General features: G+C 37.0%; 19 protein-coding genes. 2 read left to right on the forward strand and 17 right to left on the reverse strand.

The genetic code is table 11. The features are described from left to right. Positions 1-164 precede the first annotated feature (164 nt). Both IGJ28_RS11480 and IGJ28_RS11485 read left to right on the forward strand, forming a co-directional pair. Positions 165-569 carry a cytidine deaminase gene (locus IGJ28_RS11480; RefSeq protein ID WP_252711946.1) on the forward strand — a complete coding sequence of 135 codons (405 nt, stop codon included), beginning with the start codon at positions 165-167 and terminating at the stop codon, positions 567-569. Positions 570-612: 43 nt separating this feature from the next. After that, complete coding sequence (locus IGJ28_RS11485) at positions 613-1,095, forward strand: tetratricopeptide repeat protein (protein ID WP_113850305.1); 483 nt, start codon at positions 613-615, stop codon at positions 1,093-1,095. A gap of 614 nt (positions 1,096-1,709) precedes the next feature. Here IGJ28_RS11485 and IGJ28_RS11490 read toward each other — a convergent pair. From IGJ28_RS11490 to IGJ28_RS11570, 17 genes are all read right to left on the reverse strand, one after another. Then, positions 1,710-3,812 (reverse strand): hypothetical protein, encoded by a 2,103-nt coding sequence (locus IGJ28_RS11490; protein WP_252711945.1) that lies wholly within the window; start codon positions 3,810-3,812, stop codon positions 1,710-1,712. Then, positions 3,809-4,117: an LPXTG cell wall anchor domain-containing protein gene (locus IGJ28_RS11495; protein ID WP_103300824.1), complete on the reverse strand. Its 309-nt coding sequence runs from the start codon at positions 4,115-4,117 to the stop codon at positions 3,809-3,811. The genes IGJ28_RS11490 and IGJ28_RS11495 overlap by 4 nt, the downstream gene beginning before the upstream one ends. A 15-nt stretch (positions 4,118-4,132) precedes the next feature. Continuing rightward, on the reverse strand, positions 4,133-5,179 hold the full coding sequence (locus IGJ28_RS11500; RefSeq protein WP_252711943.1) for a DUF916 and DUF3324 domain-containing protein: 1,047 nt from the start codon (positions 5,177-5,179) through the stop codon (positions 4,133-4,135). Next, complete coding sequence (locus IGJ28_RS11505) at positions 5,166-5,837, reverse strand: WxL domain-containing protein (RefSeq protein ID WP_252711942.1); 672 nt, start codon at positions 5,835-5,837, stop codon at positions 5,166-5,168. The genes IGJ28_RS11500 and IGJ28_RS11505 overlap by 14 nt, the downstream gene beginning before the upstream one ends. 134 nt (positions 5,838-5,971) lie before the next feature. After that, the gene (locus IGJ28_RS11510) at positions 5,972-7,447 is read right to left on the reverse strand and encodes a helix-turn-helix domain-containing protein (RefSeq protein WP_438845403.1); all 1,476 of its coding nucleotides are present in this window, start codon (positions 7,445-7,447) and stop codon (positions 5,972-5,974) included. A gap of 234 nt (positions 7,448-7,681) precedes the next feature. Then, entirely contained in the window at positions 7,682-8,383 is a 702-nt protein-coding gene (locus tag IGJ28_RS11515) for a hypothetical protein (RefSeq protein WP_113849660.1), read from the reverse strand. A gap of 15 nt (positions 8,384-8,398) precedes the next feature. Then, positions 8,399-9,217, reverse strand: a complete 819-nt coding sequence (locus IGJ28_RS11520; RefSeq protein WP_103300819.1) for an ABC transporter ATP-binding protein — start codon at positions 9,215-9,217, stop codon at positions 8,399-8,401. 607 nt (positions 9,218-9,824) lie between these two features. Further along, complete coding sequence (locus IGJ28_RS11525) at positions 9,825-10,808, reverse strand: alcohol dehydrogenase catalytic domain-containing protein (RefSeq protein ID WP_252711941.1); 984 nt, start codon at positions 10,806-10,808, stop codon at positions 9,825-9,827. A gap of 116 nt (positions 10,809-10,924) precedes the next feature. Then, positions 10,925-12,985 (reverse strand): pectate lyase-like adhesive domain-containing protein, encoded by a 2,061-nt coding sequence (locus IGJ28_RS11530; RefSeq protein WP_252711940.1) that lies wholly within the window; start codon positions 12,983-12,985, stop codon positions 10,925-10,927. A gap of 536 nt (positions 12,986-13,521) precedes the next feature. Further along, positions 13,522-16,032, reverse strand: coding sequence for a sigma 54-interacting transcriptional regulator (locus tag IGJ28_RS11535; protein WP_252711939.1), 2,511 nt, complete (start codon positions 16,030-16,032; stop codon positions 13,522-13,524). Between the two features lie 142 nt (positions 16,033-16,174). Further along, complete coding sequence (locus IGJ28_RS11540) at positions 16,175-16,879, reverse strand: HAD family hydrolase (protein ID WP_113849657.1); 705 nt, start codon at positions 16,877-16,879, stop codon at positions 16,175-16,177. Further along, positions 16,873-17,700 carry a PTS system mannose/fructose/sorbose family transporter subunit IID gene (locus IGJ28_RS11545; protein WP_060814759.1) on the reverse strand — a complete coding sequence of 276 codons (828 nt, stop codon included), beginning with the start codon at positions 17,698-17,700 and terminating at the stop codon, positions 16,873-16,875. The genes IGJ28_RS11540 and IGJ28_RS11545 overlap by 7 nt, the downstream gene beginning before the upstream one ends. Further along, positions 17,697-18,506 carry a PTS mannose/fructose/sorbose/N-acetylgalactosamine transporter subunit IIC gene (locus IGJ28_RS11550; RefSeq protein ID WP_438845404.1) on the reverse strand — a complete coding sequence of 270 codons (810 nt, stop codon included), beginning with the start codon at positions 18,504-18,506 and terminating at the stop codon, positions 17,697-17,699. The genes IGJ28_RS11545 and IGJ28_RS11550 overlap by 4 nt, the downstream gene beginning before the upstream one ends. 12 nt (positions 18,507-18,518) lie before the next feature. Then, a complete protein-coding gene (locus IGJ28_RS11555) occupies positions 18,519-19,010 on the reverse strand; it encodes a PTS system mannose/fructose/N-acetylgalactosamine-transporter subunit IIB (protein WP_103300813.1) in 492 nt (163 codons plus the stop codon). Positions 19,011-19,042: 32 nt separating this feature from the next. Beyond that, complete coding sequence (locus tag IGJ28_RS11560) at positions 19,043-19,459, reverse strand: PTS mannose transporter subunit IIA (RefSeq protein ID WP_138371925.1); 417 nt, start codon at positions 19,457-19,459, stop codon at positions 19,043-19,045. 234 nt (positions 19,460-19,693) lie between these two features. After that, complete coding sequence (locus tag IGJ28_RS11565) at positions 19,694-20,641, reverse strand: Cof-type HAD-IIB family hydrolase (RefSeq protein WP_252711938.1); 948 nt, start codon at positions 20,639-20,641, stop codon at positions 19,694-19,696. Beyond that, entirely contained in the window at positions 20,628-21,500 is an 873-nt protein-coding gene (locus tag IGJ28_RS11570) for a lytic exoenzyme target recognition domain-containing protein (protein WP_103300811.1), read from the reverse strand. Before IGJ28_RS11570 ends, IGJ28_RS11565 begins: the two co-directional genes overlap by 14 nt. Between the last annotated feature and the right edge of the window lie 720 nt (positions 21,501-22,220).

Below are 22,220 nucleotides of genomic sequence, written 5' to 3' on the forward strand. Positions count from 1 at the left end.
GATTTTCTTTAGAAGTTTCTTATTTAAATGGGTTTAGTATTTAAAGAGAGTGCCACATAAAAGTAGAGGCGAACTAAGCATTTCTCCTTTCATAAGCTTGTCCCCTTCTACTTTTTAGCGCTAAAGAAGCTTTTCTAGGACACGATTAAGAAAAGGAGATTTTTATGAAAGCTGAAACAAGACTTTTTGAAACGGTTAAATCGGAGTTACTTCAGCGGTATCCGACAGGTTGGGGTGGTGTTGCCGGTGCCTATTTAGATACTGATGAAATAGTAATTGGCATCTCGCCAGACTTTCCGAATGCCGGTTCCAGTGTGTGTATGGAACTAGGTTGTATGTTGGAAGCGGCTAAAATGAATGCACGAATCACCCATACCCTCTGTTTGGTTCGAGAGGACGAAAATGCTCCCTTCAAAATTTTTTCTCCCTGCGGCATATGTCAAGAACGGCTTGCTCTTTGGGGTGGTGATGTGTTGTGTGCATTGACCACAAAAGATGTTGACAGGATTGAATTTGCAGAATTGAGAAGCTTACAGCCTCATCATTGGCTTGAGGCTTATCAGAAATAAGGATATAATCGAAGGGTGTTTATAACAGATGATGGAAAACCAAATGAATATAATCGAAACAGCCATCCAGTTAAGAAAAGCTGGAAAATTTCAAGATTCAAATGACTTATTGCTAAAAATCTATCCAACTAATCCTGAGAATGCCTATCTAAATTATCAAATTGCTTGGAGCTTTGATGTCTTAGGAAAAGAATCTCAAGCGGTGCCTTATTATGAACGAGCGATTCAATTAGGATTGACTGAGCCAGATCTGGAAGAAGCCTACCTGGGATTAGGCAGTACTTACCGGGCTTTAGGGAACTATCAAAAAGCGGAACAAGTTTTAAGTGAAGCACAAGATAAATTCCCGACTAATAATGCGCTAAAGGTGTTTTATGCGATGGCTCTATTTAACCTTCAGCAATACAGCCAATCCAATCAAATTTTATTAGAACTGCTGGCACAAACTTCATCGGATCAAAATATCAGAGATTATCACAAAGCGATTGCTTTTTATGCTGACAAAATGAATCAAACTTGGGAATAGAATTCCGTAGAAAAAGGACTAGCGAAACAGCTAGTCCTTTTTCTATAGAATTTATGGAACTAGTTGAATCAGAAATGATCTCACACAACTATTACTCCTTATTGGTAAAGTGCCAGTCTTTCTAAGTGAAAATACCAAGTTTTTTAGCAAAAAGTCATTTGGTCTTGCGATAGTAATCTTACTTACTAGGAGTACCTTTATCTGTAGTTTTTTTGTTCTCTGAACTAACATGGTAAGCAACTGAAAAACCTATAAATAAGCCCCCAGTTATCCACCATTTGAAAGGTCTATCGATTAGAATAGATAGTCCCAAATTCAAAAGCAACCCGGCTAAAAAAAGAACCAAAAAAAATTTATAATTTTTCATGTCACCTACCTATTCTGATCTTAAATGATGATCGTTTAGTTGTAGCGCTAAGATATTCTGACATATCAACACAAGAAGATTGTTGATTCTCCTTTTCTTGAGGCAAATTAACAAGACAACATTATCTGACTCTGGGTCAATAATGTTGTCTTACCAAAATTTTAAAGTTTTTTTCTCTACCATCACTAATTATTAAGGAGCCAATGTTCCTCTAATATTTAGCGATGGATTTTGTTGCTCAAATTACCTAGTCTGGTGCATCTTCAAAAGTCCATCGTAAAGAACCATGATAGCTTCCTATATTATCAGAAGGATGGACAGCCAATTTTAGATCTTTCGATAAATCAAAAGAAGCACTTCCACTTCCTGACCAGATTTCTTGGTTATCAGCATTAATTTGCCAGTCCGTCTTATTCCCTTTTATGATTAAACGCTGAGCTAGTATTTTTTGATCTTCGTTCGTAAGTGGTTGTTCTTCTTTGACTTTCACTTTCCAGCGACTTCGATCTAGCTTACTATGATCTTCGATTTGTGCCTTATCTTTAGTAATTGGAAAGACGACTTTGTCCTCTGTAGGAATAGCAACTTCACCGAAACTGATTTCATCGGGAAGAGACAAGCTAGGGCCTTTTTCCTTTTCGATGATCCGCGTTTCCATATTCGATTCTTGACCATCTGTATCTTTCATGTAAAAAGAAACCTCATGACCAATCCATTCTTCAGGAAATGCGAAGGTAATTTTAGCAGCCCCTTTTTGAGGAGCAGACGGAATTTCTTTTACAACTTTTTCTTCATCCTGATACTTGGCAACGAAAGAGAGAGTTGACGCTTTCTCTTTTGAAGGGTCTTGAGAGTATTGGATAGCTAACTCCCTTTTGTTGTTAAACCTTGAGACCAGTAGGGGACTTTCTTTATTAAGAAGTTCAAAGTGTAAAGGTTGTCCTTTTTTGTAATAATGAGCAATCACTTGCTCATCTGGCAAAAAAAGTCCTCTATCTTTTTCTGTCCTTTTTATTGGATAGTATCCTTCTATTTGCGGATATTCATCAGAAAAATCAAAGGAGGTTGTAACGATCCCCTCTTTAACAAATGGCGCCTGCAAAATATCATCATTCTCATCTAGGAAAGGGACAGTCACTTTCCCTAGATAATTCACCAAAGATTCTCCAGGAAGCTCTCCTATTTTTTGCTCATTTCGGAATGTTTGAGTGCTAAACGGCAGTGATAGCTTCTCCTCTTTGACGAGGTCAACATTTACTGGGTATGATGCACCTTCCCATGTTAGATCTACAAAATAGGACAAAACAGTATCATATAACTCTGGGGAATTAAAATCTTTAATTTTAAAACTGATAACATCACTATCTGAAACATTTTCAATGGTAAAATATTTTGTCACATCTTCCCCGCTAAAATTGACGACTTTGGCATTTTTGATGGAATATTGTTTTGTATTATACATATCTTTTAAATTGAAAGAAACTTGGATAGAATTATTTTTTTGCCAATTTTCTATATTTGGAATAGTTTGCTGCGCTTTCAAGTAGACATCCTGATTTGCTTTTTCAAAAGATGATTGAACGCCGTATGCAGCAGGAAATTCTGGTTTTGCTAAAAATTTGGTATCATACTTTACCGACGAAGTAGTGGCATCATTATTATGGATCACAAATTTCATACTAGAAATCGCCTTGGTAGTTATTTCAAAACTTTGCCTTGGATCAACTGCCCATTCCCCGCCGCCTGCTGGATTTTTGAAATATACCCAATAATCATCTGCTCCTCCATCCCAAACATCATACCTGACATTTGTAGGATTGTTGGCGTACAATCCTTTGATCAGAGAACTTGGAGACAAAAAGCCGACATATTTATTTTGATTTAAGCCATAATAATTTAAAGTTGTTTCCAAAAATAGTGGGTTCCCGTTTTTATCCAAAAAATCATAGTTAACGATCATTTCCCCATAAATATAGATTCGCAAAAAATCTTTTTTCGTGAAATAAATCGATCCTCCATCTAGATTTCCTTTATTTCTTTCAAGTGTTATCATCAGATTAACTTCTTGCCCTTTATAGAAGCCGACATTTTTTACTAATGCTTTACTTCGATTCGTATTTCGGTTAACTTCTATGAAACTCTTACTCGCTTTTCCTTCTAGAGGTGTAACTGACAAACGATCATTGTAGTGCATGACAAATGTATTCTCAGCTGGTGTCACTGATTGATTGGCCCAATGAAAGTAGCCTAGATCAGTTAAAGGTCTTGGTGCAGCTTCTGCTGTAACTGCACCTAAAAAAATGCCGGAAAATAGTATCAACCAGTAGATTAGATGCTTATATCTTCTCATAAGGCATCCCGTTTATCCTTCTGATTCTTCTTCAATAAGTAAAGCGTAATAGCTGTGCCTAGTAATAGTACACCGAATCCTTGTAAGAAAAACGGCCTTTCTTCTCCAGTTTTTGGCAATGTTTTAGGTCCTACAGCCACACCATTATCCCCAACCGCTACTTTTTCCATTGGGATTACTTGATTTTTATTGGTAGGCTGATAGAAAGAGATTCCTACTTCGCTTTTGACTTGTTCACTTGCTGATACTGATACTGCTCCCCCAAGTAATACCATCAATAAGAATAGACTAAAGATTTTTTTCATTGTTCTTCCCCCATTCTATTGCTTTTTACGTTTCATATTGTAAATATAGCCGACTAATACCAGAATGATCACTAAGAACAGTGCAGCAATCACATAAATGAAGGTGTTGTCTTTTTCTTTGTTTACTTCGACTGCTTTCGTGTTAAGTTCTTCATCTTTCCCTTTGATTTCAAAGTCTTTCTTCAATTGCCATGCTTTTCCTTCGTCATTTTTCAAATCAATGACTAATTCATAGGTTCCTTTTTTTAACGGATCATTGTTCCAGCTGATTGGCAGACTGAATTTAGTCCGAGGAGCAAAAGAGACTTTTTTATTCATTTCTTTTAGCACATCTTTTTGGCCTTTTTTAGTGACCGTAGCATGCATATCCAATTTGCTCATGAGTATAGGTTGCGAATTCTCCAGGTCAGCAAAAACTGTTAAATAGCCATTATCTAAACCCGGCGTAACCTTTGTCAAAGCAAAGTCTGGTTGCACTTTTTTACCAGAACAAATCAATTTCGCTCCAATCGTATAGGCAAATTTGTTGTTTAGAGTAAACCCTTTGGATTGTTCTTCTTTTCCTTCCGTGTCTTCATAGCAATAAAATCCGCCTAGCACAGTTCCATCGAACCCTGCTTTAGGAATTTTCAGTTCAAAAGTAACATCTTTTTCTTCTTTCGGTTTTAAGGAGATTTTTTGTGACTTTGAAATCAGTTCTTCAAAAGAAGGTCCTCCGAGAAGTTTTTCCCCATGTTTAGAGTAGTCAATTGCCCCATTCTGATTGGTTACTCCATTGTTTGCTTCTACATTGACCTTGATGTCCTTTGTACTGGTATTTCGCAGTTTAAGAACTAACTTTTGTGAACTTCCAGGAGCAACTTTCAAATCGTAATAACTTGCTTCTGATTGTTGATTTTCCGGTAAAACAGCTTGTGCATCAAAAGAAACTTTATTGTCTGTTTTTGAATCGTCCTCAGCAAAGCCATTTAAGGGAGATGTACCTAACAAGAAGAAAATAGAAAAAATAAAAAAGATGGAGAATGCTATTCCCCATCCTCCGTGATTCTTAGGCTGGCGCATCAGTTAACACCCACGTTAGATCTGCTGTATAAGCTTGTGCCTCAACTCCTGCTCGTGGAACATAAAGCTTCACGTTTTGGTTATTGCCGTCTTCCCCTTCAAAAACAGCAGCAAAGCCACCAGCACCTTGCCCCTCTTTAGCAAGCATTAAGTCTTGGTATTGTTCATTCAATTCGAATGATGTGTCTGCCATCTTAGGCATAGGAGATTTGTTGTTTTTAGTGACAACTTTACCATTAGACAATGTCATTTTGGCTCCAGTTAGTTCGTTCCCATTTTCACCAACAAATGGTTTCAATGTCACACCAAGTGACCAATCTTTTGCTCCGCCCCGGGTGTCGTTTACTTGTACGTGTGGTTTTTGGTTCAATGCAAAGTACGTTTCGTCTCCTTGAGAGACTTCATGTTGACCAAATGTGATGTTCGAAGCGAAAGGAATTGATAATGAACCGGTATCTCCTGTACTTGGATCGTCATCATGGGTATCATCAGGAACGATTGGATCTACATCTTCTCCTGATCCAGGCGTAAAAGTTACGTCAGTTTTGTTCGTAATGCTTGTCAAAGGACTTTCTTGACTGTCTGCTAAAGCAGTCATACTTGTTGCGCTAAGTGCGAGTAGTCCTAGCGCGGTTGTAGCAACCAAAGTTTTTTTCATTTTGTAATTCCTCCTAAATAATAATTGATCTAATTAAGATCTAAGAATATTTTGCCATGCCCTGATTGCTTTTTCTAGTTCAAGAATTTTCTTGTTTCGAGAAGAAATTACGATTTAAAAAAGCAAATCTGCGTTTAACGCAAACTTGCTTTGATAGTTGTTAACTGAAATAACACTTCTCCAAGTTGGCGCCAGTTGCGCTCTGTAGGAATGTTTTTCATTAAAATCAATGGAATTTCACCAGTGTTGAAGTAGTAATTTGAAATCACTAAATCAACCTCCCTAATATTTGTTTGGTAATCATAAAATGCAAAGGTATAAGAATGTCCGAAAAGCGCATTGATTTTATTCATCAACCACAGCCGGTGAGTATGATGCAAATCATCATGAACTAAAATTTTTATCGGATCAATATAAAATGAGAAAAGATCGTAGTAATCGAGAATAAAATAATAATTTAAGAATAATTGTTCCCAGTTCTGCAAAAGAAGTGCTAAATCTTGATCTGTTGTGTCAGTCAATCGCTGATGGAATTCTTCAATAATGCGATATTTCTTTGGGCTTTCTTCTTTTACTTCATCGATGTAGGAACGATTAAAAAAAAGATCCGTATTTCCAAAGAAAAAGGAACTACGCTCATGAAACGCAATAAAATTAAAAATTAATTCTTGATCATCAACTGCTAGATTAAACTTAAACATCTCTCTTAAAACTTTATCCAAATGTAAAACAATTTTATAAGAACGGGTTTGATGTTTTTTTTGAACAGTAGCATAACTATTTTCATATTGGCTATTTCCATCGATAATACCAAAAGAATAAATTACTTGATAAAGAAAAAAGAGTTCATTTTCATCAAGAAACAAACCTGACTGATTGTTCCATTTTTGCAATCGCTCAAAATTAGGATCTGCTTGGATCACTGACTGATCATCAACAGTGACAACGACCTTTTTGATTTGACTTCGCTCTAAATTGATCGCCAGCCAATAAGAAAAGACCCTTTTTTGTAAAGGTTCTAATGTGATCTGATAGTTTTTTTCAAAAGAACTTATCAGATGCTCTATTTTGCTTAAAGTTATTTGGAAAGGCCATTTGTCACCATTTTCTCTAGTAGCATTCCAATAGAAGTAATAGAAAAAGCTGCGGATTTTTCTCTCATCTGCAGTTAAGTGCAATCGATATGGATGGAAATGTATTCGGTAACGATTAAAGTACTGTTCAAGAAGTTTCGCATAACGAAGAACAGTCGAGACACTAGTAAATTGTTTTTCAGCAAAGTCTTTCAAGGTTTTTTCTGGGTGATTGTACATGAACTGAATCAAATGATAATTATAGGATGCTTTGTAAAAATGAAGATAGATAGTGTATATCGGAAAATCTTCTTCTTTTTGGATTTGAAATCGTTTATTATTATCATTCAGCAACAAGATTTTGCTATCATATTTTTCGAATAATTCTGTTAGTTCGTCTATATAATTTAAGATTGATCGATCTGTTACATGAAGGATCTTTTTTAATTCGTCGATTTCACAGGGAGCGTTCTGTTCAAGTAAATAATCTAGTAGAACGATTTTCTTCAAGGATGTTTTTGTTAAAAAAGTTTGCATTGTTCGCACCTCAAATCTTTTGAATTATTTGCTATTCTCTGAAGTTCTTCATTCTAGCCGATCAAGTAAGGTCAGAGAAAAATAACAGCTTCTGGAACTTAAAAAAATCACCTACATATCTTATGGACGTAGGCGAATACTGAAATTAATCATTTAAAAAATCTTTTTACAGACTGATGTTCATTCGTCTATGAACATATATTGTCACGCTAAGTTTTTTGCTGAAGCCCCCATTTAGAAATCAATCTTTTTGATTCTCCAATTAGCTATCAGATAAAGAATAAGGATCATAAACGCTGTATACACAAGATCGATTGCTGCAACGGACCCTACTCCTAAAAAACTAAGTAAATACAATGGTGTCTCAAATAGAAAAGAAAGCCCGATATTGGCAGCACCAATCGAGATCAAAATTGGTAACAGGATCAGCAACAAAATAGTGATAGTCATCAGTGTTACCCCTTCGTATTTAACAAAAAACGCTAAAATCAACGCAATGCTCAAATAAAAAAGCGGACACAAGAGATAAGCCCCTATCGAAAGCAGAACTGGTTCCCAGGGAACTGTCACTTGAAAGCCAAATTGAAAGACTAAACTAAAAATCAATAATAACATTCCTGCCACAATACCTAGAGCAAATGCAGAGAGCAAAAGCGAAAGAAGATAGTTTCTTCTGCCTTTCTTTGTTTTAAAGAAGAAATCGCCAATATGCGTGTTTTGATCGTCTATTAGGAAATTAACAGCTAGTATAGGCAATAAAATAGGGAAAATAAAGTTAACCGCGCTCAGATAATCAGTGAAATCCAAAGGATCTCCCATGAAATAGTTTAGGAATGGCAATGCCAAACAAACCAGGCTTACTGCAATTAAATACTTGCTGCCAAAAGAGACGACGCGTCTTCGAATATCTTTTCTTGTTAATACGGATACATTCATCATTCTTTCTCCTTCCTACATTGAAAAATACAGCTCTTCCAAATTTGATTGGTATTTTTTTATTTCAGTTGGAAATAAATCAAAACGAACAAGTAATTTCATTAATTCAACTCTTACCGAAGCGTCTACGATAAAGGTTTCATTCAATTGTTCATATTCTCCAATTTGGCCGATCAATTTCTCAACGTTGGCTATGTCTTCTTTTGAGAAAACAAATTGATAACGCTCTTTTGCGCCGAGTTCCGCATGATAGACAATTTCGCCATTCTTGATGAAATAAGCTCTGTCACAAAGTTTCTCTAAGTCTCTTAAAATATGGCTCGATATGATTATCGAGAGATTTAAATCTTTCGCAAGGTGTTTCAGTGTGTCAATGGTTGCTTGAATTCCATCTGGATCAAGACCGTTCATCGGTTCATCCAGAATCAATAAATCATTCTTATTAATGAGTGCGATTCCCATCCCTAGACGTTGCTTCATGCCTAAAGAGAAGTTCTTTACCTTTTTGTTTTGATAGCCTTCCATGTTAAAAAGCGACTCGATATATTCTAGCGGGTAACTATCATTAGACATAGCCTGAAAATAAGACAAGTTTTCTCTTGCTGTCTTGTTTGGAAAATACTTTGGTCCATCAATCAACATCCCCACTCGTTCATCGCCAGTCACTTCCCCTGTATAGTTAACCGTTAAACCGCTCATTATCTTCATCGTGGTGGTCTTACCCGCACCATTCGGACCGATCAAACCAACGATTTCTCCCGGTCGAACGTCGAGGTCGATGTTGTTCAAAATCGGTTTGTTCTCAATCGTTTTAGAAATTTGTTTTAATTCCATTCTACCCACTTCCTTTTCATTTACTATCACCAACCGTTAAAATCACGCCTTTTAAACGAATTTCTTAAAATATTTCTTCCGCTAACTTGTTCAGACTTGTAATTCCTAATGCTTTAGAAAGAAATGTTTTCTTTCTGAAGCGGATAAGTCCGCCATTACCTTCTTGAGAGGAAAAAAATAACCCTCATCTACAATCTAAAGACATGAAAGTTCCCACAACAATTTTTTAGAATCAGGCCTTTTAATTTTTATACCTTTTATGAATAAACAGTGATGTCTTAATTATATGATGAGACGATCTTTAAGAAACGTCAATTGATAACCTCTTTTAATGAAAAATTGTCATTTTCTCTTTGTACAACTTATTACAGAAACTAGGGTCCAAAATCGACCAAAAATTATTTTCCCATGATAGGCAAAATTTTTCTAGTTTAATAAATTTCGCGAGAAGCGAATAAAAATGAACGTGTAGGGACAAAATGAAAAAGACCAGCTTACTTTCTTATGTAAACCAGTCCTTTCTAATAAAATGATTACTTTAGATTTTAAAAACAGCGGTTTTGAACTAGCACCGTGTATGAATTATCGGATTTGAAAGAGTCCTCCTTTATTGTTCATCTCCAGGGATTAGAACGATTTTACGTTTTTCCTCATTTCTTTCGAGGATCGAATGAGCCCAAGAGGCATCGGAAAAATGTTTGATGAGAATATTGTTTTCCAGTAATTTTCCCTGACCAAAATAGCGATTTATCTGTTCCCCAGCAGACTGAAGTTGAGAAATTGTAGCTAAACTAATCACAAATCCTTTGATTTGTTTATTCTGGGTATAGAAAGACTGCAGGGAAAAAGCAGCTGGTTGAATCGGTGCTGTGATGAGTCCTAGGACACCATTAACAGATAAGCAGTCCAGGTTTGTTTGTAAAGAGACTTGTCCAGAAGTATCAATCACAAAATCGACCCCTTGAGGATGCTTTTGATGAATCAGCTGAATTAGATCATCTGTATGATAACTGTAACACTCTTGGGTGCCTAAACTTCGGAGCCCACCAAAGGAATCAGGATGGCTCGTTGTTAAAACATGAGCACCTAAGTCACAAGCAATCTGAATCAACTTCTTTCCTAAATGCCCCGCGCCTCCCTCAATCAATAGTGTTCTTTCACCAGATAGATTTAGCACATCCTTCAGCAAAATAGCAGCAGTGGCTGCTGAATGTACAGAAGCAACAAGTTGCAATGGATCACAGTTTTCCGGCACGCGAAACAAGCGCTCCTCTGGAATGGCAGCGAGTGTACTGGTAATTCCTTGACGGCCTCCATAGCCCATGCTATTGGTCCAAACCCATTCTCCCACTTTAAACTTACTGGTTTTCTCACCTGCATCAATGACTTTTCCTACTGCATCACGTCCAATAATAAAAGGCAAAGGAATGGGTGTTTGGTAACTTCCAGAACGAATAAAGGTATCGACATGATTCACAGCAACACCGCATACTTCAATCAAAACTTCATTTGGCGAAATTTTCGGATCTGGCAACGTTACAATTTCTATTTTTTCCGGCGATCCAATGTGTTTAATCACTGCTGCTTTCATGTTTCTTATCTCCTTTTTATCCTTATGACGGCTTAAATGAATCCTTATTGTTCGTTCTTGGCGGCATAACAAGAACAAACGTTAAAAGCTTTGTTTTCGTTTTGAAAATCACTTTATTATTGAGGACCATTTGTCAAAGTCCAAGTTAATTGTCCTTCATATGTTCCTTTTTGATCTGTCGGATGAACCGTCATTCGAAGACATTCTGCGAGTTTAATCTTGGCAGCTCCTTTGCCTTCAAAAACCGGTTGGTACGTTGAGTTGATTTGAGTTATCTGTTCTTGTTCAACAATGCTCAATCGATGTTTTAGCTGATCCCCGTGACTATTCTGCAGAGGTTGTTCTTCGCGAACAGACAGGAACCACTCCTTCTTTTTACTGCTAGTATCATTCACTCGTATTTCTTGGTTACTTGGCAGATTCACAAACTCATCCGAAGCTGGAATTTCTTGCTCTTTGAAATCGAGGGTATCTGGTATTTCGAAGCGAGGTCCAACGTATTTGACTATTGTACTTGCATCGGATGATAATTCATTCAATGTTGCCACTGCAACAACTTTCGTCCCTTCTTTTTGTTGTGGAATTGGCAGCAGATATTTTCCGTTTTTGTTGACCGTCCCTTTTGCGATTTCGTTATCATTCACTTTGATTACAATTTCCGCTTTTGGCTCAGCCGTTCCACTTACTTGTGTACTTTCAGTGGTCAATGCATCAATCGTAGTTGGGGCGATCTCTGTTTTCTTTGAAAAACTGCCGCCAACAATTTTCCCAACTTTTCCTGAATCAAAATTCTTTAAGAAAGCTGCATTAGTTGATTCCAAGTCTAACGTTCGTTGGCCAGTTGTATAGGTATCTAGAACAAAACTTGCGGTTAAGGGGCCTTCATAAACAGCATCTGGTTCTTCTGATTCGGTATTCTTTACTTTCCACGTACTTAGTCCTTTTGACGAATCAACATGAACAGTTGTTGGAAGCGCCCAGGCCCCCAAAGCAGGCCCCTTACTATTGGAAATCTTGAAATTGGAACCTTCAAGGAGATTTAATTTGTTCCCAGTTTGAAGTGTTGCCTGCAGTCCTTCAGAGGAAGCAACCAATGTCCCATTGCTTTTGACTGTCACTGATCCATTATAAAGCAGAATCGCTTCTTCATCAGTTACCTTTGAACTTGTGTCTAATGTTCCAGCATGATCAATTACCAAGTTTCCTCCTGCTGCACCACGAATGGCAGAGTCCACATCGGAGTCGATCGTTACATTTCCGTGGACAGCAATGTTTCCGTTAGGATTATACATAGATAGTCCTAATCCTTTTGCAGCTACTTTTACATTTGCTTTTGCACCAACGTTTAGGCCGTCGCCTGTATTAAGAGCAATGTAATTTGCGGTATCTGTAAATTTCACCATCGCATCTTTTGCGATGTTTAACTGCTTTCCTTGAAAGATTTCTTCTAAATTGGCACTTGCTTCTATGGTTCCTTCCAAATTTGCCGTTCCATTCGCCAAATAAATAAACTGATTTCCTGTTGAAGTCACGTTCTTATAGTTAACGGTCACGCCTGGATACTCGGACCAGAAAAGCGGATAGATAGGCTGATTGGTTAAGTGAATGACTTCGATCCCACATACAGCGTTGTTTAACGCTACACCAATTTTTTGATAATTCATATCGATTGTATGACCATTTCCAAGAATCTTTTTATTATTGAAGATATTAAATGTTTCCAATACTTTAAGATCCTTAGCTAAAGTAATCGATTGTACCTTTGAGTCAAGCAACGCAGCCTTAAATTCAGGATATGTGTTTACCGTCACAGAGTTTTCTATTGATGCCTTTTTCAAGTCTTTTTTTGCAGGGTACTCTTTTTTTCCTTCTGACTCCATTTGCTTGTCCGAAATCGAATCTTCAGTTGTATTTAGAGTTTTTTTATCATTGGATGGTTGTTCGTCACTAGTTTTAACTTCAGTACTTGAAGATGAAGACTCAGAATTTGGACATTGCGATGCCGCTATTGAACATTTGGATGAATCATTCTTGAATGAATCAATAAAAGCTGAACTATCAGAACTAGCAGAAATTGTTCCTTTCTCTTCAGCAAATCCTATTTCAGTTTTGCTGATACATCCAGCTGTAAATACGACCAGAACTAGTAAACAATAGATTTTTGCTTTCTTTTTCATATCAATACTCCTTCATCTTTTTTAGTTATTCCATTTTTCATCGGTACATCCGTTACTTTTCGTCGGAAAGAATCACATATTGTGCAAAGAGGCGAGCATCACGTTCCCATTTCCCAATTGATACAACAATCTTTTAATTATCACTTTGCATAACTAAATTTCTTAAATCATAACTATCATTGGTTCCGTAATTGTTCCACCTACCGCAATCATCCAACACTTCGATTAGTCTGAGATGCGAGCATTTAAAACTTTCTCTTTAATATAAAGTGGATCACCATATATTTTTATTCTCTCATGAACAATTTGTCGCTTCTAGTGCAATGTTTTTCTTGGGAGCTGAAAAAATGCTGTTAATAAAATAATAAACAAAAATGGTTAAAGGGAACGCCCTTTCCTTTTATCTATAGCTGAGCCCATAGAAAAAAGATCTGAACGGTAACTACCATCTCAGATCTTTTTTCGTTTTTATGCAATTTGTTAAAAACACCTGTTGAATATTCTCAAAGGTTTCAGTTGATCATTTTTATCAAGCTTTATCCTAACAAAATCTCATACACGATATACAGTTCCCAAGTCGATACTTTGATTTTATAAAATTGCTCTAGAGTATAAAAAATCATCTGTGCATTCTGATAAAAAGGTTTCTGGTTTATTTTTAACTTATTGATGTCTTCCGGTACAGGATAATCTTCGGCTCCAAGAATTGTTCGTTCCACCATCAACGCCAAATGCATCATCAAGTTGAATTTCATTTTTGCATTCAATCTTAAGTTGAACCTTTTCTCGCACTTCTCTACCACATCTTCTACTTGACGAATAATGACATCAGGGTTCAAGAACTCTAGCTTTTCTGACAGTCCTTCTTTTGAGAAAAAATGGATGAACTCTTTGACTAATAATGGCACGCTACTTGGGTGAATCAAGTTTTTCAGTTGTTTATTCAAATGTCCCTCTGCATCTTCATCTAGTGCGTCAATCAAGTTGATACTAGGAACAGCCGCCGAATTATCTAGGTAAGAAGTGGTTACGATCAATGCGGTTTCTTTCAAGTAACCTTCTTCTGATGAGGCGCGCTCTAATGTATTCACTAGTTCACTATAATTCAATACAATCAGCTTGATATCAGGATTAAAATATTTCTCGCAAATGGCTTTGATTTGTTTGGCGATGTCTCGGCCAGATATACTGGCTATGATGACATTTTTTTCTACTGCAAACCCTTCAAAATATTGAATATTCGTAACAAAATCCTGCTCTGCCGTTTTGGCAATCTCGTAAAAAAAATGTCCATTTATTAGCTGCTGTCCGATCTCTAATGCGAAAGAGGTGGTTAAATTATTGATCACTAATAGTTCACCAAGAATCTGAGGTTTTAAACTTTTATACAAATGTGTCAATGAGCCCATATCTACTAGCATGATGACCCCTTCAGAAGTATCTCTTTCTGATAGCCAATCGCTAACTTTCAAAACGATATCTCTTGCGGAAGAAGTCAAAGGCATATCAATGGCATCAAAAACATAGTCACCGCACATTTTATTTGCCACAGCTTGGATGCTACTAGCGGTGGTATTTCCATGAGCAACAAGAAGCGCTTGATAGTATATATCTTCTGTAACTTTGCCAATAAGCAGCACTGCCAGAAGAAAATTTGCTATAGGTTGAATCTCATCGGGTAATGTCTTTGTTAAATTTGTTGATAAAAGCAAGGTTCTTGGGTATTCTTTTGAAAGAAGATGACGTTTCTCTGTTATTTTTTTCGTAGTAGTCTCGGTTTGTAATACTTGTATTAGCCGACAAACTAAGGAAGCAGCATCCTCTGTCAAAGACTCATTATCAATCACTAATCGGTTTTGCTGTTGAATGCTAGTGATAATGTTTATTGAAAGACTATCGTTCATCCAGGATATAGTTCGTTCAAGATACTTGTTATCAAAATCTTGTAACTTTTCTTTCATAACAATGAAATCACTTATATCAAGTAATGAAATCAGTTTCTGCTTCAAAAGATGAAGATTGGCCGAAGTTGCCTTTGGTGATGGTGGATAAGAGATTTGAATAGTATGTTCATTGTCCGATCCGATAAATAATGTTGAACTGTTTGGCGCTATCCGTAATGCATTGGCGCAATCCATTCTTACCTGGTTTGACAAGCTGCCAATGTTACCTGGAAGTACTTGGTGGGTTAATTCAGAAAAAACATCATTTGAAATGACGATACTTTTCTTGATGCGCTTTGCCTCCCGCTCAAATAAATGGGTGACCAAATCTACTCTTTCGAAAATGGGTCGTTCATGAAAAGAAGGTAAATCCACAATTACTGAAATTCGACGATAAAAAGTAGGCAGTAAAACTTCTTCAGGTGCTTCTGTCGTCGCAAATAAGAGTCGCACATTTGCTTGGACCATCTCTGCTTCTTCGCCAACTGGACGAAATCTCCCGGTATCCATAAATTGAAAAAGCTTCTCCTGATTCTCATGCGAGAGTCGATGAACTTCATCTAAAAACAATACCCCATTGTCTGCCAAAGCTAAAAGTCCGCTTTTTTCCTTTTCTGCTCCAGTAAAAGCTCCTCGCGTATGCCCAAATAGAATGGAAGACAATAGTTCGGGGTTATTCGCGTAATCAGCGCAATTAAAGACCAAAAACTTTTGTGCGCCTGGATATTTTTTCATTTGAAGATAATCAAAAATCAACTCCGCCAAAAAACTTTTACCTACACCGCTCGCCCCATGTAAGAGCAAGGGCAATCCTAATGGAGGGTATAAAACGGCTGACTTACACTTTTCAATGGCATTTTTTGCACTACCAGTACTGCCTATATACTGAGAAAAGACGTCTTCCACAAAAGTGTCATCTGAAACAAGCTCCCAGTAGACAGGCTTCGTTCCAACTTTACTTACGATGTTTTGATTTAGCAGTTCATTTAAGTACAAGCTGGTTGCTGAGCGACTCAACCCAATAGCGTTGGCAATTTCTTGCGTCGTCATGGCCTTTTCTTGTACTACTAGCTGTAGTATCTGTTCTCGTGTTTCTTTTCGCATATCTTTACCTCCCCCATAAAAAATACAGCATAGAAGAAAAAAAGTCACTCCGTCTCTGTAAGAGAATTAGTTCTGCTATAAACTTTCTTGTTAGGGGATAAAAATTCCTGTACTTTTTAAAAACGTTGATTGATTCCCCGATTTATACCCGATTAGAAAGCAATTGTGACAAAAGTAAAACGACAGCTTCTTCTGCATTTTTTGCTTGAATAATAGCTGATTCTCCCTTATCGCCAAACCGATTTAGCCAGATTGGCCGCCAGCCTGCCATTTGAGCGGGGATAATATCATTCGAATAGCTGTCTCCTAAATAATAGATTCGTTGTATTTGCTCTGGTAATTGCTTTGCCACTTTCTGAAAACAGCTTACATTGGGCTTCGCATCATCTATCTCTTCTGAGATAAACTGCCAATTTGGATCAATAAATTGATTAAGCATCAATTGATCGATTTTATTCTGCTGTTGCAACGTAAATCCATTGGTCAGCACGCCACATAAGATTCCGCTTTTCTTTAAGCTTCGCAAAAGAAGTTGCATCTCTTTTGATAGGAGTTGTTTTCCTTGGCGTAGATGGTAATAGTCGTCTAACTCAGAAATATTAACGATTGAAGTTGGCTGTAATGTTTGAAGAACTAACCGCCAGCGATCAGCCTTGTGCTTCCTGTTTCCATCTAAGTAGCTTTGATAGATCTTTTCACTGTTTTGGCGAAAGTTTCGATACAACCGTTTCAAAGCGAATTCATTCAGAGATCCAGGAAAGAATTCCTGGATCGTCTCCTTGAAGGCACAATAGTTATCTAATAATGTATCATCAATATCGAAAAAAACAGCTTGCTTATCTAACATATTCCTAACAGTCCCAAAATAATACCAAGAAACATAATCCCAAACATCACGGCGTTGACGTTCACTTTTTTCCGTAAGAGCCAAAAAGCAATCAATGTGACTGTTAATGGGACAATCCCCACAAATAACTGATCCAAATAATCTTGGATCTTCATTGCTTCCTTACTTCCTTCAACGCTTACTTCGAGAATGGTTTTAAACTTCACGTTGGATGCTGTCATTGAACCCATCATCATTAAACCAAGCATGCTAGATGCTTTCGTTAAAATCTTCATACCACCGGATTCATACATCCGCTGAATAAAACTAGCGCCAACCGAGTATCCGCTATAAAGTGCATAATAGTGAATCAAGAAGGCAGGAACGTTATAGATCACTAGAAATAAGATAGCACCTAATGGTGAGCCAGTCGCCGCGAGTGAAATACCGATTCCAGCTGCAATGACCCGCAAAATGCCCCAAAAGAAAGAATCACCGATCCCAGAAATAGGTCCCATCAATGAAGCTTTTACCGCTGTGATCGAACTCGGATCAAATTGGTCATCTTCGCTATTTTGTTTTTCCATAGATGCAACTAATCCCATAATGAAATTGTTGATATGCATCGTTGCATTGAACCAGGTCGTGTGACGGACGATCGCCTCTGCACGCTCTTCCTTCGATTGATAGAAACGATTGATTACTGGCAATAACGTATAGATCACACCTACTGCGTGGTATTGCGTTGCTCCTGTACGACTGGCGTTCATCGTCCATGAACGCCAAAAGACGGAGCGCATCATTTTCTTTTCTTCTTTGGATAAATTCTCTTGAAATTTCATGCGAAAAAGTCCTCCTCTTCTTCCGCTTTTGTCATCGGTCCAACATGGCGACTGTTTCCTCCATTGTTCACGTCGCGGATCTCTAAGCCTCGTTGCGCACTGACCACGCAGATCACTACACCAATAACTGCAACCGCAACTGCGGGCAATTGCAAATAAGCGGTTAGGACAAAACCTAAAATATAAAAGACCGACAGCTTCTTGTCCCACAAAAGTTTCATCAACATAGCAAATCCCACAGCCGGCAACAAACCTCCTGCTGCACTAAGCCCGTTCATCAAATTTTGAGGAATATTTTCAACAAATGTATTGACCGGACCACTGCCAACTAAAATACCAATAAAAGCGATAGAAGCGATAATCAAATAATAAATAAGCCACGTTCCATAATGCAAAAGCACGATCATTCTTTGATTATCCTCGCGAGCCGCCTTATCCAAGGATGGAGCAAAGATATTCATGAATACATTTTTTAAGAACATCACTACGAATGCAGCTAGCATACCGATAGGAACCGCTAATGTCATTGCTGCATTTTGTTCCACATTCGAAATAATTGCAAAAGTTGTTGCTAACGTTGTCGCTGTCACTGGTTCTGCAGCAATTACTCCACCAATATTTACATTTCCTAAAAAGACCGCCTCTAATGATGCACCCATTAGAATTCCAGTTTTCATATCTCCCATCAATATACCAGTTACAAGCCCTACCACTAATGGGCGCTCCAACATACTTTGACCAGTCAAATAATTTCCGGCAAAACAGATAAAGACCGCCAGAGCTGCCATCGTTGCATGCATTAACATTTCTTTCCCCTCCTATTTTAAAGCATCTTTTAAACTTAATTGCGGATTAGACGGCAAAACTTGGTTATAACAGGTAACACGGTCCAAACGCACCAATTCCCTTGCCGCAGCCAACTCATCAGGATTTAATTGCACACTCGGAAAAACCATCGTCTTTGTTGCTTTATCTGATTTGTCGAATCGACCAGCATTAGCAATGTTCACAGTTTCAACGGTTTCAACATTTTGAGCAATTTTGTTGGCATCTTTCACACTGTTTACAATCACAAAAATTCGTTTATCAGCTCCTCTAGGATCATTAAATAGTTGAATGGCCTCCTCGACGGATCGGATCAATAACTTCATCCCATTAGGCACCGCCATTTTCAATGTCATTTGCATCACTTCATTTTTTGCTGCCTCATCGTTGGCAACAACTAATAAGGGAGCATTCAATTCTTTTGTCCAAACGACAGCCACTTGTCCATGAATCAGGCGATCATCTACGCGTATTTGTGTTATCATCTTTTTTCCTCCTATAAATTCTTCTTATTTATCTAAAAAAGTGCTTCTTCCTCTGGTAATTGAGTGGACACTAAGCGAACCTGACAATCATTAATTGCTTCATTGATACTATTGTGAGTGAAAATTTCACTTTCAGGAGTCAGAACTAATGATAAAATAATTGCCAAATTACTGTTAGAAATGACAAAGATCTGCTCCTTCTTGTTTCTCATCAGCTCGGTCACCGCTGTTTGATTGACACTACCACCATAAAGGTCAGTAAAGATAATGCCTTGTTCATCAGCGTTGATCGAGTTGATAAAATCACTAATGATTGGCGTATAATCCTCATTTGTCAAATATGCATCAACAACGATAAGATCAGCGCCTCGACCAGCTAATATTGTCAACGAATTTTGAAAACCGCTGGCTAGTTTTCCATGTGTTGCCACTAAAAATTTTTTTTTCATATCCTTCACCTCACTCTATTAAAAGCAAGATTCATGCCAAAAAAGGAAAGGGTAAAAAGCCCTAAACTACAAGCTTTTTACCCTTTTTGGTCTGTTTAAACAGATTTTTTTATTTTAAACACATGATACTTTTCTTCACCTTCTAGTCCATTGACTTTGAGTCCCAAAAAGTATCACTTAATGACTTTTTATTGTAAATGGAATGGTTTGTAACAAGGAAAATTGTCTCTGATTCTAATTTATCAGAGATTGGATGGTATCCAAAACAGCACCAGAGTTATTCGTTCCAATCACAGTTGTCGCTGCTTCTTTAATCTTTTGTTGCGCATTTTCCATAGCAAAACTATTTTTGACACCCCTGATCATTTCTAAATCATTGCCGCTATCTCCGAATGTTGCCATTTCGTCTAAGCCGATTCCCCACTTTTCTCCTAAAATTTTTAGTCCGTTCAATTTATGAACTCCCGGGAGGATTAAATCGATGTCTCCATGTCCACTTGACACTGGAATCAGTATACCGGTTAAGGATTTTTTTAGAATGTGTAATTTTTCATTCGCGTCCTCTTCATCAAATGAAAGAGCCAGCTTAAAAATCGCATCATCTTCATCACCTATATCATATAGGTTAGCTATTTTTTTTAGTACAGGATAATAAAATTTTGCTTCATTTAGCGCGGAGTCTGATATCGTTTCAGAAATATAAGCGCTTTTTTTGCCGCATAAAATCAAATTTTTCGGTTGTAATTTTTCAAGAATTGCCAATGTCTTCTTGATATTCTCAGACGGGATTTCTGCATTATAAATATGTTTCCTTCCAATTAAAATATTTGCTCCGTTTTCTGCTACAAAAGCCATTCTTTCATAATGAGAAGGAAAAAAGGAACGTAACTGAAAATACTGATTGCCACTTGCTACCACAAATTTAATTTTCTTTTCTTCTAGGACCTGAAAAATCTGATTGAATTGAACGACATTATATTTCTTTTCATCATTTAAGAACGTCCCGTCCATGTCAACAGCGATCATTTTTATTGTCATTTTTATACCACCCTTCAAGGTGATTATAGTTAATGAAACGCGTTCCATGTCAAGAAAAATAAGCAAACGTAAATTTTTAATCATGATCTTCAAAATTTTAAAGCCGCCTAGGATAAGGCGGCTAATTTTGCTATTTTTTTCCATATAGTAAATCATTTTTATTCCATACGGATAACCAGATCGACCCGCTATCTTTCAAATGAACATTCGACCAGAACCAGCCACCTGTTCCTTTTTGGGCATTCGTCGCACTGATCACTTTTGCTGAATCAAAAACGAAATAGCTGCCTTTTTCAATCACTTGATCGCTAGTTTTGTTCCCATTTCGATCAACCTCAATCACATCACCTACAGCAATCCCATTATCTGTCCAATTAAAGCCAGTCGGTACGAGATCATTGGATTTGATTTGCCAAAGCCCATTTATATGCTGTAGATCATCTACTTTATAAACTTTTAGCCTTTGGTTGGGTGTAGGATTTGGATTGGTTTGATTGTTGAACGGTGGTCTGATCCACCCTTTGATAACACCCCATGAGTCATTGTATTTAATATAATGCTTTTGAACTCGTTGAACATTGTTAAAGTTTTGATCCGCTACCGTCATCCCATTCTTATCAGCATTAATAACAATTCCTGTATGTCCCCAAGGTGAGCCATATACCTGATATATAAAAATATCTCCTGTCTGAGGATAAAGATTAGCGCCATCTCTGATAACTTTGAAACCATTCTTATTACCCGTATTCAATAAATCAATTGCGCCAGCCCCCGAAAAACTTGTTCCAAATAGATCATAGGCATACTTGTTGATATAATCAAAGCATTGCGCCCCGTACACGCCATCAAAATCATAAGATTTACCAATAGAGCTATTTACCCAGGATGTTGCCTGAGAAGTCGATGTGGCAGAGGCATTTTCAGAGAAGAAAAGACCACCAAAAGTAACAACAAATAAGCCCGCAACAAACAAAAGACTCTTACGAAATTTTTTCATGTTCATCTATCTCCACACTCCTTCGTTTCTTTATATTAAAACCCATCATGATGGCTTAATACCTTATCCTAAGTCAGATTAAATAGCAATTAATAAATTAGTAAAAATATATTTTTTATTTTCTTAATTATACTATGCTCGTTTTTTTGAATCAATAATTTATTCATAGATTATTTTATTATCAAAAGAATATTTGTTGTTTTGTTTGACATACGGTTCCTTAGCAAAAAAAAGATCTTCCCAAAATGGAAAAATCCTTATTCTTAAGTATTATTTTTTCTAAGAGAAGTTATTTTAATGAGCAATGGTGCTTTGGAGAGACATGAAGACTAATTATCCTCTTTTCTCTTTTCTAAATATTTGTAAGTGACTATTTTTTATCGTGGTATGATTTAGTAAAAAGGAGGAGTTCAAAATGTGGCTTTTCAGTTTTGTTTGGTATGGTTTTATTGGCTTTGTCTTATACTGGATCATTCGGCTTGCTGTTAAACATGGCATCAACGATTCCAAAGAAGTATGACACTTCTTTAGTTTGACGACTGTTTGATAACAATACTAAAGATTAATGTAATAATCACCTATTCTTAACGAACTAAGGAAAAATTGAATTGAACGTAAAAATCTCTCCTACTTAATTCCGTGTAAGAGAGATTTTTAGTTACAATAATCATTCTGTAAATAATATTTACTTTTTTGGTTATTATGTGACTCTTTTGAGAGAAAACT

Origin of the sequence: Enterococcus sp. AZ091 (assembly GCF_051714805.1) — a bacterium.
Lineage (GTDB): Bacteria > Bacillota > Bacilli > Lactobacillales > Enterococcaceae > Enterococcus_D > Enterococcus_D gallinarum.

Coding starts and splice junctions, on each gene's coding strand:
- IGJ28_RS11480 (WP_252711946.1), top strand. CDS start 165: ATGAAAGCTGAAACAAGACTTTTTGAAACGGTTAAATCGGAGTTACTT.
- IGJ28_RS11485 (WP_113850305.1), top strand. CDS start 613: ATGAATATAATCGAAACAGCCATCCAGTTAAGAAAAGCTGGAAAATTT.
- IGJ28_RS11490 (WP_252711945.1), bottom strand. CDS start 3,812: ATGAGAAGATATAAGCATCTAATCTACTGGTTGATACTATTTTCCGGC.
- IGJ28_RS11495 (WP_103300824.1), bottom strand. CDS start 4,117: ATGAAAAAAATCTTTAGTCTATTCTTATTGATGGTATTACTTGGGGGA.
- IGJ28_RS11500 (WP_252711943.1), bottom strand. CDS start 5,179: ATGCGCCAGCCTAAGAATCACGGAGGATGGGGAATAGCATTCTCCATC.
- IGJ28_RS11505 (WP_252711942.1), bottom strand. CDS start 5,837: ATGAAAAAAACTTTGGTTGCTACAACCGCGCTAGGACTACTCGCACTT.
- IGJ28_RS11510 (WP_438845403.1), bottom strand. CDS start 7,447: ATGCAAACTTTTTTAACAAAAACATCCTTGAAGAAAATCGTTCTACTA.
- IGJ28_RS11515 (WP_113849660.1), bottom strand. CDS start 8,383: ATGAATGTATCCGTATTAACAAGAAAAGATATTCGAAGACGCGTCGTC.
- IGJ28_RS11520 (WP_103300819.1), bottom strand. CDS start 9,217: ATGGAATTAAAACAAATTTCTAAAACGATTGAGAACAAACCGATTTTG.
- IGJ28_RS11525 (WP_252711941.1), bottom strand. CDS start 10,808: ATGAAAGCAGCAGTGATTAAACACATTGGATCGCCGGAAAAAATAGAA.
- IGJ28_RS11530 (WP_252711940.1), bottom strand. CDS start 12,985: ATGAAAAAGAAAGCAAAAATCTATTGTTTACTAGTTCTGGTCGTATTT.
- IGJ28_RS11535 (WP_252711939.1), bottom strand. CDS start 16,032: ATGCGAAAAGAAACACGAGAACAGATACTACAGCTAGTAGTACAAGAA.
- IGJ28_RS11540 (WP_113849657.1), bottom strand. CDS start 16,879: ATGTTAGATAAGCAAGCTGTTTTTTTCGATATTGATGATACATTATTA.
- IGJ28_RS11545 (WP_060814759.1), bottom strand. CDS start 17,700: ATGAAATTTCAAGAGAATTTATCCAAAGAAGAAAAGAAAATGATGCGC.
- IGJ28_RS11550 (WP_438845404.1), bottom strand. CDS start 18,506: ATGTTAATGCATGCAACGATGGCAGCTCTGGCGGTCTTTATCTGTTTT.
- IGJ28_RS11555 (WP_103300813.1), bottom strand. CDS start 19,010: ATGATAACACAAATACGCGTAGATGATCGCCTGATTCATGGACAAGTG.
- IGJ28_RS11560 (WP_138371925.1), bottom strand. CDS start 19,459: ATGAAAAAAAAATTTTTAGTGGCAACACATGGAAAACTAGCCAGCGGT.
- IGJ28_RS11565 (WP_252711938.1), bottom strand. CDS start 20,641: ATGGAAAAAAATAGCAAAATTAGCCGCCTTATCCTAGGCGGCTTTAAA.
- IGJ28_RS11570 (WP_103300811.1), bottom strand. CDS start 21,500: ATGAACATGAAAAAATTTCGTAAGAGTCTTTTGTTTGTTGCGGGCTTA.